This is a genomic window from Stenotrophomonas sp. GD03819, from assembly GCF_029841665.1.
In the GTDB taxonomy this organism is placed as follows: Bacteria; Pseudomonadota; Gammaproteobacteria; order Xanthomonadales; family Xanthomonadaceae; genus Stenotrophomonas; species Stenotrophomonas geniculata.
Genome location: NZ_JAOCEW010000013.1, coordinates 67,620 through 81,073, shown reverse-complemented (window position 1 = coordinate 81,073; position 13,454 = coordinate 67,620). Strand labels below are relative to the sequence as shown.

Here is a 13,454-nt window from a genome sequence, read left to right as displayed (position 1 = left end):
CGGGCGTTGGCCCAAGTCTAGCAGGATGTGACGGCCTGTCAGTGACTGCCGGTGGCCGGGGCAGGGGCGGCCGGGGCCGGCTCCTCCTCGGGCAGGTCCAGGCTGTAGGTGCAGCCGGCCAGGGTCTTGCCCGGGTGGGAGGCCACGGTGGAGACGCTGAGGATGATCGACTCGATCTGGGCCTCGCCGGTTTTCGGGTCGGTCACGTCGCGGCTGACCAGCTCGCGGCCGGCCATGAACTTGCCGTCCTGGTCGTAGCCGGTCTCCAGCGCCAGGCGCTTGGCCAGCGGGCGTGGGTCGGCCTGGTCGAGCACCGCCATGATGCTGGCGCCGGCCACGGCCACCCGCTCGGTGCTCATGCCGAACACGCTGATCGGTTGGGCCATGCGGAACTCACTCATGAACTGGTTGCCCTGTGGCAGCGGCTGCAGGCCCTGGGCCACGGCCTTCAGCGGGTCGGCCAGCAACGGCGCCAGCGCGGCCTGATCGGCCACGCCCTGGCGGCATTCGATCAGCGCCGGCAGGTCCAGGCTGGAAGCGAAGGCGGATGGGACCGCAAGGGCACACAGCAAAGGCAGGCAGCAGCGCAGTGACACGGGCGGTTTCCGCAAGCGAAGGGCCGCCATCATAGCTCCGGTGAGCGCCTGAACAGCCCGGTGAGAAGGCGCAGGAATCCGGTCATCGCCCGCCGCGCGACCATCAGTGAGAGGGTCAGCACGACCGCAAGCATGGCGATCTGCATCGATTGCCCCGCGATGCGCGCCACTGCCGGCCACAGGCCCGGGCTGGTCAGCCAGGGCATCAGTTCCGATGTGGCTGTCCTGGCCACTTTCATGTAGATCACGGCCAGCACGAACAGCACCAGCAACGAGGTGCGGCTGGCATGGAAGAACGGGAGTGCGTTGACCGGCCTGCCAAGCCGCTGCTGCAGCAGCGTTCGCCACAGCACCGGCAGGGTCAGGGCACCGACCAGTATCAGCACCATCGACGTTTCCCACAGACCGGGCAGGTGGGCGGGTTCCGCTCTACCCGTGAGGTGGGGGCCGATCATGCCCGTCGCCAGCCCAGCCAGCAGGCACAAAGGCGAGAGCAGGGCGAGGCTGCGCAGCAGCCAGTGCCTGCCGGCGGGTTCACGAGCGCTGAGGCGGCGCACGGTGTGCGCGCCCAGCATCAGCAGGCCGGCGAACAGGCCCGCGCTCATCGCAAACGTCGTGAAGCTGTTTCCCGGAGTCATCCTTGATCCCCTTGTAGTCGTGGCGACGGGCGGTGGCCCGCTCAGCGCTCGCCCGCGTATGGGTCGTCGATGCCCAGCTCGGCCAGGATCTCCCGTTCCAGCTGCTCCATCGCCTCGGCTTCCTTGTCGTCCTCGTGGTCCCAGCCGAGCAGGTGCAGCACGCCGTGCACGGTCAGGTGCGCGTAGTGGGCATTGAGCGCCTTGCCCTGTTCGTCGGCCTCGCGTGCCACGACCGGTGCACAGATCACCAGGTCACCCAGCAGCGGGAACTTGACGCCCTTGGGCAGGCCTTCGGGTACTTCGGCCGGGAAGCTGAGCACGTTGGTGGCGTAGTCCTTGCCGCGGTAGTGGCGGTTCAACGACTGTCCTTCCTTGGCATCGACCACGCGGATGGCCAGATCGGCCTCGCGGATGCGGCCCTTCAACGCGGCGGCCACCCACTTGCGGAAGCTCACTGCCGCCGGCAGGCCTGCACGCGGCAGGGCATAACTGACGGCGACGTCCAGTCGCACGGGACCACGGGTCATGGAGTTGCTCCAGGTTGGATCTGATGCAGGTCGCGGCGGTCGTAGGCGCTGACGATGCGTGCGACCAGCGGGTGGCGGACCACGTCACGGGATTCGAAGAAGGTGAAGCTCACGTCCTCGACCTCACGCAGCACGTCGATGGCGTCGCGCAGGCCGGACTTCACATGCTTGGGCAGGTCGGTCTGGGTCAGGTCACCGGTGACCACCGCAGTGGAGCCGTAACCCAGGCGGGTCAGGAACATCTTCATCTGCTCGATGGTGGTGTTCTGTGCTTCGTCCAGGATCACGAACGCATCGTTGAGCGTGCGGCCGCGCATGTAGGCCAGCGGTGCGATCTCGATGACGTTCTTCTCCAGCAGCTTGACCACCTTCTCCACGCCCATCATCTCGTACAGGGCGTCGTACAGCGGTCGCAGGTAGGGATCGACCTTCTGGCTCAGGTCGCCGGGCAGGAAGCCCAGCTTCTCGCCGGCCTCCACCGCCGGGCGCACCAGGATCAGGCGCTGCACCCGCGATTCGTTCAGTGCTTCGACCGCACTGGCCACGGCCAGGAAGGTCTTGCCGGTACCGGCCGGGCCGATGCCGAAGTTGATGTCGTGGGTGGCGATCTGGTGCAGGTAGCGGCCCTGGTTTGCGCCGCGGCCGCGCACCGTGCCGCGCTTGACCTTGATCGCCACGTCCTGCGCTTCATAGGAGCGCTCGGCGATCTGCTCGACATTGGCCTGCGCCAGGCGCAGGTGGATGGCGTGGTTGTCGAAGGTGGTTTCGCCGGCTTCGGCGTACAGCGCTTCAACCAGCTTCTGCGCCTCGACGATGGCTTCTTTGGGCCCGCTGATGCGGAACACGAAGCCACGATTTGCGATCTCCACGCCGAGCTTCAGCTCGATCTGGCGCAGGTGCCCGTCGAAGGGGCCGCACAGGTTGGCCAGTCGCTCGTTGTCTTCCGGCGACAGGGTGAAGTCTCGATGATCGATGCTTTTCATTGCTTGGGGTGGGGCCGACGCCTTCCACCGCAGTGTATTCAGGGAGGACAAGGGTAGCGCGCGTGCGGGGCACACGGCCAGCAGACGGTCGATACAGCGTTTTCCACACCCGGTGTGGACGGGGCACGCGGAAACCTGTGGATAGACCTCTGCGATGCTTGTGCCACAAGGCCCATGAGGTCCTGGTGAAAAAAGCGTCATGGCCGTTCGTCGCTGCGGCAGCACTGCCACGGGTGGCCTGTACGGGGTCATTCATCGTGATGGCAGTGCAGGTTTCGTTGCCGGGCGAGCAACAAAGCCACGTCCCTGCGGATTTCCACAGCGGTTGTGGAATGATGCCGAATCAACCTGTGGATAGGTGGTGCGGAGCCTTGCAGCAAAAGGCTTGCCCACGTGTGGTGAAAAAACCGTCAGGGCTGATCGGAATCATTGAGGGTGCACGGGGCACATGGCACCGTGTCGCCGTCGCAGGAGGGGATGGCATGGGCATCGGCAACGGGATGCGTGGAATCGGACTGGCGGGCATCGGCCTGCTGGCGGGGTGTGGGCAGTCAACGCCGACTGCACTGGGCACGCTGGAATGGGACCGGATCACGGTGCCGGCGCCGGCGGCCGAAGTCATCGCCACGGTGGAGGTGCGCGAGGGACAGCAGGTCAAGGCCGGGGCCGTGCTGATGCAGCTGGACCCGGCGCGGGGAGACGCGCAGTTCGCCGCGGCTCAGGCTGATGCGGCGCGTGCGCAGGCCCAGCTGGAAGAACTGCAGATCGGTCCACGCCAGGAGCAGATCGCGCAGGCCCAGGCGCAACTGGCCGCGTTGCGCGCACAGGCTGCCGAAGCAACTGCCTATTACCGACGTGTCCAGCCGTTGGCACAGCAGCGCCTGATTGCCGCCGCTGAACTGGATCGTGCACGCGCCGCTGCCGGCAATGCCGAGGCCAGCGCGCGTGCTGCCGAGCAGGCCTGGCTGGAGCGGGTGCACGGCAGCCGTGTGCAGGATATCGCCCAGGGCCAGGCGGCCGCGGATGCCGCACAGGCACAGCAGGTGGTGCAGGGCGTCAACCTGCAGAAGCTGCAGCTGCGCGCACCGCGCGACGGCGTGGTCGATGCCTTGCCTTACCGGCAGGGGGACCAGGCGCCGGTCGGCGCGCCGCTGGCGGTGATGCTGGTCGGCGAGCGCCCCTATGCACGCGTCTACCTGCCGCAACCGCTGCGCCTGCAGGTCAAGGTCGGACAGGCCGCGCAGATACAGCTGGAGGGAGGCAGCACGGTGCTGACGGGGCACGTGCGTGCGATCCGCAGTGAGCCGTCGTTCACGCCGTACTACGCACTGACCGGTGATGACGTCGAGCGCCTGAGCTATCTGGCCGAGATCGAAGTGGACGGGAACAGCGACATGCAGAAGCTGCCAGCGGGCCTTCCGGTACAGGTGCGCTTCTGAACACCGGTGCGGACATCGCGGTGCACGCGCAGGGCCTGACCCGCCGCTTCGGCGATCTGCTGGCCGTGGACAATGTCGACCTGACCGTGCCGCGTGGCCAGGTCTATGGCTTCCTGGGGCCGAACGGGTCGGGCAAGTCGACCACCATCCGCATGCTGTGCGGCCTGCTGGAACCGAGTGCCGGGCAGATCGAGGTGCTGGGCCTGGCGGTTCCCGAGCAGGCCGAAGCACTGCGCCGGCGCATCGGCTACATGACCCAGCGCTTCTCGTTGTATGAAGATCTTTCGGTACGCGAGAACCTGGAATTCCTCGCCGCCATCCAGGATCTGCCACGCGCGCAGGCCCGGCGGCGGGTCGACGAACTGCTGCAGCAGTATCGTCTTCTGGACAGGCAGCCGCAGCTGGCCGGCACCCTCAGTGGTGGCCAGAAGCAGCGCTTGGCGCTGGCCGGCGCCGTCGTGCACGCTCCGGAGCTGCTGTTCCTGGACGAGCCGACCAGCGCAGTCGATCCGGAATCGCGCCGCGATTTCTGGGAGGCCCTGTTCGAACTGGCCGATGCGGGCACCACCGTGCTGGTCTCGACCCACTACATGGACGAGGCCGAGCGCTGCCACCGCCTGGCGATCCTTGATCGTGGCGCGCTGATGGCCGACGGCACCCCGGCCGAACTGTGCGCACGGCTGGAAGGGCGCACGCTGCAGGTCACCGCGTCGCAGCCGCGCCTGGCCAGCCGCGCACTGGCCGATCTGCCCGGCGTGCTCAGCGTGGCGCAGATCGGCACCCATCTGCGCGTGCTGTGCAATGAGGGAGCGGCGGACATCGCAGTGCTGGGCCGTGCGCTGGCCAGTGCTGACCCGCAGGCCAGCATCGAGAAGGTGGCACCGAACCTGGAAGACGTGTTCGTGGCCGCCACCCGTGGTCGTGGCCGGGAGCCGGCGGAATGAACCTGCGCCGGCTGTGGGCGATCATGCTCAAGGAACTGCGGCAGCTACGGCGCGACCGCATCACGCTGGCGATGATCGTCGGCATTCCGGTGATGCAGCTGCTGCTGTTCGGCTATGCGATCAATCTCAACCTGCGTCACCTCGACGCCGGTGTCGCCGATCAGGCCAACAGTGCCGCCTCGCGCGCGCTGGTGCAGGACATGGTCGCCACCGGCGTGATCACGCCGCGCAGCGAGGCGTACACGCCCGACCAACTGATGCAGGCGCTGCGCCGTGGCGAGATCAGTGTCGGCATTGTGGTGCCGGCCGACTTCGAGCGTCGCCGCTTCGACGGTCGCGAAGCAGTGCAGGTGCTGGTCGATGGCAGCGACACCGTGGTGCAGAGCGCAGCGATCCAGCTGGCGCAGGTGCCGCTGGACACGCGTCCGACCAGCAACACGCGTCCCCTGCGCGAAGGCAGCATCGCCAGTGGTCCTATCAGCGTGACCAGCTTCTACAACCCGCAGCGGCGCTCGGCGGTGAACATCGTGCCGGGCCTGATCGGGGTGATCCTGACCATGACCCTGGTGATGTTCACGGCCGTGGCGGTGGTGCGCGAACGCGAGCGCGGCAACATGGAGCTGCTGATCGCCACGCCGGTGTCGCGCAGCGAACTGATGGTGGGCAAGGTGCTCCCTTATGCAGCGATTGGCCTGCTGCAGACCACGCTGGTGCTGGTGCTGGGCACCTGGCTGTTCCAGGTGCCGATCCGCGGCAGCCTGCTGGACATCTACCTGGCCGCAGTACTGCTGGTGCTGGCCAACCTCGCACTGGGCCTGCTGATTTCCACGCGCGCGCGCTCGCAGTTCCAGGCGATGCAGATGACGTTGTTCCTGTTCCTGCCGTCGATCCTGCTGTCGGGCTTCATGTTCCCGTTTGCGGGCATGCCGCGGCCGGTGCAATGGCTGGCGGAAGTGCTGCCGCTGACCCACTTCCTGCGGCTGGTGCGCGGCATCATGCTGCGCGGCGCCTCGCTGTGGGAGCTGTGGCACGACGCGCTGGCGCTGCTGGCCTTCATCGTGGTGATGATGACGCTGGCGATCCTGCGCTTCCGCAAGCGATTGGATTGAGGCCTGTCATTCGGTAGTGCCGGCCGCTGGCCGGCATCATTTCCGGTGGGTGCCGACCGTTGGTCGGCACACCCAGACCTTACTCCGCCACCACCCGCGCGCGCAGCGAATTGGTCAGCGCTTCGGTGATCACCACATCCACGAACTGGCCGATCAGCCGTGCCGGCGCCGGGAAGTTCACCGAGCGCATGTTCTCGGTCTTGCCGGTCAGCTCGTTCGGATTCTTGCGCGACGGACCTTCCACCAGCACGGTCTGCACCGTGCCCACCATCTTCTGGGAGATGCTGGCCGCGTGCGCATTGATGCGCTCCTGCAGGCGCGACAGGCGCGCGTGCTTCTCCGCATCGCTGATCGTGTCCTCCAGGTCGGCCGCTGGCGTGCCCGGGCGGCGCGAATAGATGAAGGAGAAGCTGTGGTCGAAGCCGATGTCTTCGATCAGCTTCATGGTCTTCTCGAAATCGGCGTCGGTCTCGCCGGGGAAGCCGACGATGAAGTCCGAGCTGATCGAGATGTCCGGGCGCACCGCGCGCAGCTTGCGGATCTTCGACTTGAATTCCAGTGCGGTGTAGCCGCGCTTCATCGCCGACAGCACGCGGTCGCTGCCGGCCTGCACCGGCAGGTGCAGGAAGTTGGCCAGCTGTGGCACGTCGCGGAACGCATCGATCAGCGAATCGCTGAACTCCAGCGGATGCGAGGTGGTGAAGCGGATGCGGCCGACGCCGTCGATCTCGGCGATGGTACGGATCAGCAGGCCAAGGTCGGCGAATTCGCCGTCCCCATAAGGCCCTCGGTAGGCATTGACGTTCTGGCCGAGCAGGTTGATCTCGCGCACACCCTGTGCGGCCAGCTGCGCCACTTCCACCACCACGTCCTCGAACGGGCGGCTGACCTCCGTGCCGCGGGTGTAGGGGACCACGCAGAACGAGCAGTACTTCGAGCAGCCTTCCATGATCGACACGAACGCCGAGGCGCCATCGGCACGCGGCTCCGGCAGGCGGTCGAACTTCTCGATCTCGGGGAAGCTGATGTCCACCTGCGGGCGCTTCTGTTCGCGCCGCGCGCGGATCAGTTCCGGCAGGCGGTGCAGGGTCTGCGGTCCGAACACCAGGTCGACGAACGGCGCGCGCTTGATGATCGCTTCGCCTTCCTGCGAGGCAACGCAGCCGCCGACGCCGATGATGACCTCGCGGCCCTTGTTCTTCAGGCCCTTCCACACGCCCAGCTGGCTGAATACCTTCTCCTGCGCCTTCTCGCGGATGGAGCAGGTGTTGACCAGGATGACGTCAGCGTCGTCCGGGGTATCGGTCAGTTCCAGGCCATCGCTGGCGGCAAGCACGTCGGCCATCTTGGCCGAGTCGTACTCGTTCATCTGGCAACCGTGGGTCTTGATGTACAGCTTGCCCTTGACCTGGTCGGGCTTGCGCGGACCAGCGGGCAGGGCAACGAGCGGGGTACCGCCCGGCGTGGCGGGCGGAAAGACGTCTGGCGTCCCGGTCATGGCGCTTAATCCATTCGGGTGGCGGGAAAGCGGGCAATTCTACCCGCATCCCGCGCCAGCCGCCGCGTTCATGCGGCCAAGCCCAAGCCCGGCGTGGTCATCACTGTAGAGCCGAGCCCACGCTCGGCTGCCTTGTGCAAGGCGGAGGAGCAGCCGAGCGTGGGCTCGGCTCTACAAGGGGGCGCTGATTACGCCGCCACCAGCTCCGCATCGATCCGCCGCGACCGGTCGAAGGCGGTCATCGCGCTCATCCGGGCGATGTAGTCGGCCGTTGCCGGCGCCGGCTGTACGAGGCCAAAGGCGGTGGTCCAGGCCAGCGCATTGCCCCACAGCACATCGGCGGCGCTCATCGTCTCGCCGAGCAGGTACGGGCCCTGCGCCAGCTGGGCCTCGACCACCTGCAGCACGGTCTCGGCGTCGTTGTACGGCGACATCAGGCGCGGCGGCGGCTCGCGATGCATCGCCTTGTCGATCATCGCCGGCTCGAAACAGGCGCCATAGAAGGCCATCCAGCGCAGGTAGGGCCCGCGCAGGGCGTCGCCGATCGGCGGGGCCAGCCCGGCTTCCGGATACAGGTCGGCCAGGTACAGATAAATGGCCACCTGTTCGGTTACCAGTGCGCCGTTGTGGACGATGGCCGGCACCTTGCCCATCGGGTTGATGGCCAGGTAGGCCGGGGCCAGGTTGGCGCCGGCCTTCAGGTCCAGCACCTGCATGCGGTAGTCGGCACCCAGCGCTTCGAGCAGGGCCACGGCGCCGCTCGAGCGGGAACGGGCGGCGTGGTACAGGGTGATCCGGCGTGAATTCATGGCATTGCTCCTTGCGGTGGGTGGTGAACTGGAGGCCATCCTGGGGCACTATTGCGGACGACTTCTGTCCTCGATCCTTCATGCGCCATACCGCCCACCGACTGCTGCGCCTGATCGCCCTGTTGCAGGCCCGCCGCCAGTGGTCCGGGGCCGAGCTCGCCGAGCGCATGGGGGTGGACCGACGCAGCATCCGCCGCGATATCGAGCGCCTGCGCGAGCTGGGCTACCCGGTGCAGGCCTCGGCCGGGGTAGGGGGCGGCTATCAGCTGGGGGCCGGGGCACCGGTACTGCCGATGCTGCTGGACGAGGAGGAGGCAACCACCCTGGCCATCGCCCTGCGCGCGGCCTCGGCCACCGTCGCCGGCATCGACGACACCGCGCGTGGCCTGCTGTCCAAGCTCGACCCGCTGGTGCCGACCCGTCGCCGCCAGCAGGCCGGCGAGGTGCATGCAGCGACGGCCACCCTGTCCGATCTTCCGTCCACCGACGCACGCCTGCTCGGACGGCTGGCCCAGTACTGCCGGCAGGCGTCACGGCTGGCCTTCGAATACCGCAGCGCGCAGGAGGCTGTTACCCAGCGCGAAGTCGAGGCACAGCACCTGGTCAATTACGGCCGGCGCTGGTACCTGTTGGCCTGGGATCTGGGCCGGCAGGACTGGCGCACCCTGCGTGTGGACCGGATGGGCGCGGTGCGCGAATGCACCGAGCCCGGCCTGCATCGGCGCACGCCGGCACCCCCGGACGTGATGGTGCGGCAGGCGGTCAGCCAGGCCCCGTTCGCGTTGCAGGCCATCGTCCGCCTGGCCGGCAGCCGCGCCGAGCTGGAAGGCCGCATTCCTCCCTGGTGCGGGGTGCTGGAGGCGGATGGTGCCGAGCACTGCCTGCTGCGCATGGGGGCCGAGAGCCGGGGCATGATGCTGGCGCAGATCCTCAGCCTGGACCGCGTGCCGGTGGCGCTGTGGACCACGCCGCCGGGCCTGCGCGACGAACTGGCCCGGCGCCTGGCCGGGCTGGGCCAGGTGCTGGCCGTGCCGCCGGTCACAGGCTGAGCCACATCGCTTGGCAAGCCCCGGCGAAGCTGGGACACTCGCCGCCATGAAGGGGATACTGGGGACAACGGCGATCATCATCGCTGCGCTGACCGCTGCGCCGGCCAGCGCTGGCACCCTGTACAAGTGCCAGGGCCCTGACGGCGTCACCAGTTATGTAAGCAAGCGGGTGGCAGGTGCGCGCTGCAGCACCATCAGCTACAGCCGCGACACCCGTCCTGCGCCGCGCCCGGTGGTGGCCGCATCCAGGCCGGCGCCGACCACGGTGGCCAGCATCGAACGCAACCCGGTTGCCGTTGCCGCCAGGGCCGCAGCGCCGGCAACGGTTGCGCCGGCACCTGCATCCGCGCCCGCAGCTGCTCCGGCACAGCCGGCCGCCTCGCGTGCCGGGCGCATGGTCAGCGGTCAGGTCTATTCCTTCATGAAGGACGGCGTGCGCCACTACACCAGTGCGCGCCCGACCCAGGTCGCCAACCTCGGCCCGGTGCGGACCATCCGCTACAGCTTCATGGAGCGCTGCTACGCGTGCGGGGTCAATCCACGCGTGGACTTCGGCAGCGTGCGCCTGAACACCTCGGCCTTCCAGACCGAGATCACCTCGGCCGCGCGCGAGTTCGGCGTGGAAGAGGCGGTGGTGCGGGCCATCATCCATGCCGAGTCGGCCTACAACCCGACCGCGCTCAGCCGTGCCGGTGCGCAGGGCCTTATGCAGCTGATGCCGCCAACCGCCGCGCGCTTCGGGGTCAGTGACTCCTACGATGCCGGGCAGAACATCCGCGGCGGCGTGCAGTATCTTGCGTGGTTGCTGAAGCGCTTCAATGGCGACCTGACCCTTGCCGCAGCCGGCTACAACGCTGGCGAAGGCGCGGTCGACCGCCATGGCGGCGTACCGCCCTACAGCGAAACCCAGTACTACGTGCGCCGGGTCGGGCAGCTGGCCGAGCGTTACCGCACCGCATTGAGCAAGCAGTAGCGCCAGGCCATGCCTGGCGAGCGAAGCGGCAAGCAGCCGGTAGTGCTGGTCGCTGGCCGGCAACCCAAAAATCAATGTTGTTGCAATGCGTTGTGTGGCGCGCGACGGTTCCGCTACACTCAACCGTGATTCAATGCGGCTCTGGCCCCCACCGGATCCGCTGGCAGCCTTAAAGCTACCTAATCAATATCGGAGTGCCGGATGGCCAACGATGGGGTACACGATCCAGTCAACACCGGACGTCGGCGTTTTCTTTCTGCCACCACAGCCGTGGTGGGCGCCGTCGGCGTCGGATTCACCGCAGTTCCTTTCATCAAATCCTGGAACCCCAGTGCCCGCGCCAAGCTTGCCGGCGCACCGGTGGTGGCCGACATCAGCGCCCTGCAGGAAGGCCAACGCCTGATCGTGGAATGGCGTGGCCAGCCGATCTGGATCGTCAAACGGTCCAAGGCGATCCTCGATGCGCTGCACGGGCTGGACGGCCGTCTCAAGGACCCCGAGTCCGGCGAGAAGGAGCAGCAGCCGGAGTACGTGCTGAAGCAGAACCCCGAGCTGCGCTCGATCAAGCCGGATATTTCCGTGCTGGTCGGCCTGTGCACGCACCTGGGCTGCTCGCCGGAAATGGTGGCCGAGATCCGGCCTGAGCCCTACGACCCGCAGTGGAAGGGCGGCTACTTCTGCCCCTGCCACAAGTCGCGCTTCGACATGTCCGGTCGTGTCTTCAAGGACGTGCCGGCGCCGATCAACCTGAAGGTGCCCGCGCACCACTACCAGGACGACAACACCATCATCATCGGTGTCGATCCGCAGGGGGCTGCCTGATGGCCAATATCCTCAGCCGTACCGCCAGCGGCGTGGCCGACTGGGTCAATGCCCGCGCACCGGGCCTGATGCCGGTGTACCGCAAGCACGTCAGCGAGTACTACGCGCCGAAGAACTTCAACATCTGGTACTACTTCGGTTCGCTGGCTCTGCTGGTGCTGGTCAACCAGATCGTCACCGGCATCTTCCTGACGATGCACTACAAGACCAACGCCGCCGAGGCGTTCGGCTCCATTGAATACATCATGCGTGATGTGGAGTGGGGCTGGCTGATCCGCTACATGCACTCCACCGGGGCCTCGCTGTTCTTCATCGTGGTCTACCTGCACATGTTCCGCGGCCTGCTGTACGGCAGTTACCAGAAGCCGCGCGAGCTGGTGTGGATCCTGGGCATGCTGATCTACCTGGTGCTGATGGCCGAAGCCTTCATGGGCTACGTGCTGCCGTGGGGCCAGATGTCGTTCTGGGGCGCCAAGGTGATCATCTCGCTGTTCGGCGCGATACCGGTGATCGGCAACGGCCTGACCGAGTGGATCATGGGCGACTACCTGCCCAGTGACGCCACGCTCAACCGCTTCTTCGCACTGCACGTCATCGCCCTGCCGCTGGTGCTGTTGCTGCTGGTGGTGCTGCACCTGGGCGCGCTGCACGAAGTGGGGTCGAACAACCCCGATGGCGTGGAGATCAAGAAGGGGCCGAAGGGCAACCGCTGGTCGCCGAACGCTCCGGCCGACGGTATTCCGTTCCACCCGTACTACACGCTCAAGGATGGTGTCGGCGCCGGCTTCCTGCTGATCATCGCCGCCTTCATCATCTTCTTCGCGCCTGGTTTCGGCGGCCTGTTCCTGGAGCACGACAACTTCACCGAGGCCAACCGCCTGGTCACCCCGGAGCACATCAAGCCGGTCTGGTACTACACGCCCTACTACGCGATGTTGCGCGTGGTGCCGAACAAGCTGGGCGGCGTGCTGGTGATGTTCTCGGCCATTGCGATCCTGTTCCTGGTGCCGTGGCTGGACAAGGCCAGGGTGAAGTCGGTGCGCTACCGCGGCTGGATCTCGAAGGTGATGCTGGGCGTGCTGGCGGTGTGCTTCGTCTGGCTGGGCGTGATTGGTTCCGGCCCGGGCACCGACGTGCACGAGACCTACATCGGGCGGGTGCTGACCTTCCTGTACTTCGCGTTCTTCATCACCATGCCGCTATGGACACGGTTGGACAAGACCAAGCCGGTACCGGAGAGGGTGACCACCCATGACTGATCGCTGGATGGTCCGGCTGGCCCTGACGGCCACCCTGATGCTGGGCAGTTTCCTGGCCTCCGCCGCCGAAGGCGGCACCAAGCTGCTGCAGGCTGGCAACGACCTGGGTGACCGCGCTTCGCTGCAGCGCGGCGCGCAGCTGTACATGAACTACTGCTCCGGCTGCCACGCGCTGAAGTACCTGCGCTATTCGCGGATGGCGCAGGACCTGGGCCTGACCGAAGAGGAGGTGATGAACAACCTCAACTTCACCGGCTCGGCGATCGGCGATCCGATCCCGGTGGCGATGCCCAAGGAGAATGCCGAGAAGTGGTTCGGCAAGATGCCGCCGGACCTCAGCCTGATCTCGCGCGTGCGGGGCAGTGACTGGGTCTACACCTATCTCAAGTCGTTCTACCTGGACAGCAGCCGGCCGCTGGGCTGGAACAACGCGCTGTTCGCCAACGCGTCCATGCCCAACCCGCTGTGGGAAATGCAGGGCCTGCAGCATGCCGTGCATGGCAAGCCCGAAGCGCCGGGCATGGACCCGCCGGTGACCGGCCTGAAGATTGAAACGCCGGGTTCGGTCGATGCCGGGCAGTACGACCAGGCCGTGCGGGACATCACCAACTTCCTCGAATATGCCGGCGAACCGGCCGCGCTCAAGCGCCAGCAGCTGGGCGTGTGGGTGATCCTGTTCCTGGCCCTGCTGACCTTCCTGCTGTATCTGTTGAAGAAGGAATACTGGAAGGACGTTCACTGAATCTGCCGCCGGCCATCGCACGGGCCTATTGGCTTTTGTGATGGTCGGTTGCACACTCGGGGAGGA

Annotated in this window: 14 protein-coding genes; 8 read left to right on the top strand and 6 right to left on the bottom strand. The window is 66.9% G+C overall.

Translation table 11 applies throughout. The annotated features are described in order from the left end of the window. Positions 1–38 precede the first annotated feature (38 nt). From N5D45_RS09835 to N5D45_RS09820, 4 genes are read right to left on the bottom strand one after another with little or no spacing between them, the layout of a single operon-like run. Positions 39–626 (bottom strand): hypothetical protein, encoded by a 588-nt coding sequence (locus N5D45_RS09835; RefSeq protein WP_279938831.1) that lies wholly within the window; start codon positions 624–626, stop codon positions 39–41. Next, a complete protein-coding gene (locus N5D45_RS09830; RefSeq protein ID WP_228355194.1) occupies positions 626–1,234 on the bottom strand; it encodes a hypothetical protein in 609 nt (202 codons plus the stop codon). Before N5D45_RS09830 ends, N5D45_RS09835 begins: the two co-directional genes overlap by 1 nt. Positions 1,235–1,275: 41 nt before the next feature. Next, positions 1,276–1,761 (bottom strand): rRNA maturation RNase YbeY, encoded by a 486-nt coding sequence (gene ybeY, locus N5D45_RS09825; protein ID WP_005408831.1) that lies wholly within the window; start codon positions 1,759–1,761, stop codon positions 1,276–1,278. Beyond that, positions 1,758–2,744 carry a PhoH family protein gene (locus tag N5D45_RS09820; protein WP_228355195.1) on the bottom strand — a complete coding sequence of 329 codons (987 nt, stop codon included), beginning with the start codon at positions 2,742–2,744 and terminating at the stop codon, positions 1,758–1,760. Before N5D45_RS09820 ends, ybeY begins: the two co-directional genes overlap by 4 nt. 482 nt (positions 2,745–3,226) lie before the next feature. On the opposite strand from N5D45_RS09820, the gene N5D45_RS09815 reads away from it, so the two are divergent. Genes N5D45_RS09815 through N5D45_RS09805 form a run of 3 tightly spaced genes read left to right on the top strand, consistent with a single transcriptional unit; the run spans position 3,227 to position 6,236 of the window. Further along, positions 3,227–4,183: an HlyD family efflux transporter periplasmic adaptor subunit gene (locus N5D45_RS09815; RefSeq protein ID WP_071305461.1), complete on the top strand. Its 957-nt coding sequence runs from the start codon at positions 3,227–3,229 to the stop codon at positions 4,181–4,183. Positions 4,184–4,203: 20 nt separating this feature from the next. Further along, entirely contained in the window at positions 4,204–5,127 is a 924-nt protein-coding gene (locus N5D45_RS09810) for an ABC transporter ATP-binding protein (RefSeq protein ID WP_228355196.1), read from the top strand. Continuing rightward, entirely contained in the window at positions 5,124–6,236 is a 1,113-nt protein-coding gene (locus N5D45_RS09805) for an ABC transporter permease (protein ID WP_049412557.1), read from the top strand. The genes N5D45_RS09810 and N5D45_RS09805 overlap by 4 nt, the downstream gene beginning before the upstream one ends. A gap of 79 nt (positions 6,237–6,315) precedes the next feature. Here N5D45_RS09805 and miaB read toward each other — a convergent pair whose 3' ends face one another. Then, positions 6,316–7,734, bottom strand: a complete 1,419-nt coding sequence (gene miaB, locus N5D45_RS09800; RefSeq protein ID WP_164192542.1) for a tRNA (N6-isopentenyl adenosine(37)-C2)-methylthiotransferase MiaB — start codon at positions 7,732–7,734, stop codon at positions 6,316–6,318. Between the two features lie 188 nt (positions 7,735–7,922). Further along, complete coding sequence (locus tag N5D45_RS09795; protein WP_010486127.1) at positions 7,923–8,543, bottom strand: glutathione S-transferase; 621 nt, start codon at positions 8,541–8,543, stop codon at positions 7,923–7,925. An 80-nt stretch (positions 8,544–8,623) separates the two neighbouring features. On the opposite strand from N5D45_RS09795, the gene N5D45_RS09790 reads away from it, so the two are divergent. From N5D45_RS09790 to N5D45_RS09770, 5 genes are all read left to right on the top strand, one after another. Then, a complete protein-coding gene (locus N5D45_RS09790) occupies positions 8,624–9,592 on the top strand; it encodes a WYL domain-containing protein (RefSeq protein WP_164192545.1) in 969 nt (322 codons plus the stop codon). A gap of 46 nt (positions 9,593–9,638) precedes the next feature. Next, on the top strand, positions 9,639–10,565 hold the full coding sequence (locus N5D45_RS09785) for a lytic transglycosylase domain-containing protein (protein WP_228355197.1): 927 nt from the start codon (positions 9,639–9,641) through the stop codon (positions 10,563–10,565). Between the two features lie 201 nt (positions 10,566–10,766). Further along, positions 10,767–11,387: a ubiquinol-cytochrome c reductase iron-sulfur subunit gene (gene petA, locus N5D45_RS09780; protein WP_228355198.1), complete on the top strand. Its 621-nt coding sequence runs from the start codon at positions 10,767–10,769 to the stop codon at positions 11,385–11,387. Then, the gene (locus N5D45_RS09775; RefSeq protein WP_006429450.1) at positions 11,387–12,646 is read left to right on the top strand and encodes a cytochrome bc complex cytochrome b subunit; all 1,260 of its coding nucleotides are present in this window, start codon (positions 11,387–11,389) and stop codon (positions 12,644–12,646) included. Before petA ends, N5D45_RS09775 begins: the two co-directional genes overlap by 1 nt. Continuing rightward, the gene (locus N5D45_RS09770; RefSeq protein WP_057503585.1) at positions 12,639–13,388 is read left to right on the top strand and encodes a cytochrome c1; all 750 of its coding nucleotides are present in this window, start codon (positions 12,639–12,641) and stop codon (positions 13,386–13,388) included. The genes N5D45_RS09775 and N5D45_RS09770 overlap by 8 nt, the downstream gene beginning before the upstream one ends. Positions 13,389–13,454: the final 66 nt, after the last annotated feature.

Excerpts from the sequence above, each read along its gene's own strand:
- N5D45_RS09835 (WP_279938831.1), bottom strand. The coding sequence starts at position 626 with ATGGCGGCCCTTCGCTTGCGGAAACCGCCCGTGTCACTGCGCTGCTGC.
- N5D45_RS09830 (WP_228355194.1), bottom strand. The coding sequence starts at position 1,234 with ATGACTCCGGGAAACAGCTTCACGACGTTTGCGATGAGCGCGGGCCTG.
- ybeY (WP_005408831.1), bottom strand. The coding sequence starts at position 1,761 with ATGACCCGTGGTCCCGTGCGACTGGACGTCGCCGTCAGTTATGCCCTG.
- N5D45_RS09820 (WP_228355195.1), bottom strand. The coding sequence starts at position 2,744 with ATGAAAAGCATCGATCATCGAGACTTCACCCTGTCGCCGGAAGACAAC.
- N5D45_RS09815 (WP_071305461.1), top strand. The coding sequence starts at position 3,227 with ATGGGCATCGGCAACGGGATGCGTGGAATCGGACTGGCGGGCATCGGC.
- N5D45_RS09805 (WP_049412557.1), top strand. The coding sequence starts at position 5,124 with ATGAACCTGCGCCGGCTGTGGGCGATCATGCTCAAGGAACTGCGGCAG.
- miaB (WP_164192542.1), bottom strand. The coding sequence starts at position 7,734 with ATGACCGGGACGCCAGACGTCTTTCCGCCCGCCACGCCGGGCGGTACC.
- N5D45_RS09795 (WP_010486127.1), bottom strand. The coding sequence starts at position 8,543 with ATGAATTCACGCCGGATCACCCTGTACCACGCCGCCCGTTCCCGCTCG.
- N5D45_RS09790 (WP_164192545.1), top strand. The coding sequence starts at position 8,624 with ATGCGCCATACCGCCCACCGACTGCTGCGCCTGATCGCCCTGTTGCAG.
- N5D45_RS09785 (WP_228355197.1), top strand. The coding sequence starts at position 9,639 with ATGAAGGGGATACTGGGGACAACGGCGATCATCATCGCTGCGCTGACC.
- petA (WP_228355198.1), top strand. The coding sequence starts at position 10,767 with ATGGCCAACGATGGGGTACACGATCCAGTCAACACCGGACGTCGGCGT.
- N5D45_RS09775 (WP_006429450.1), top strand. The coding sequence starts at position 11,387 with ATGGCCAATATCCTCAGCCGTACCGCCAGCGGCGTGGCCGACTGGGTC.
- N5D45_RS09770 (WP_057503585.1), top strand. The coding sequence starts at position 12,639 with ATGACTGATCGCTGGATGGTCCGGCTGGCCCTGACGGCCACCCTGATG.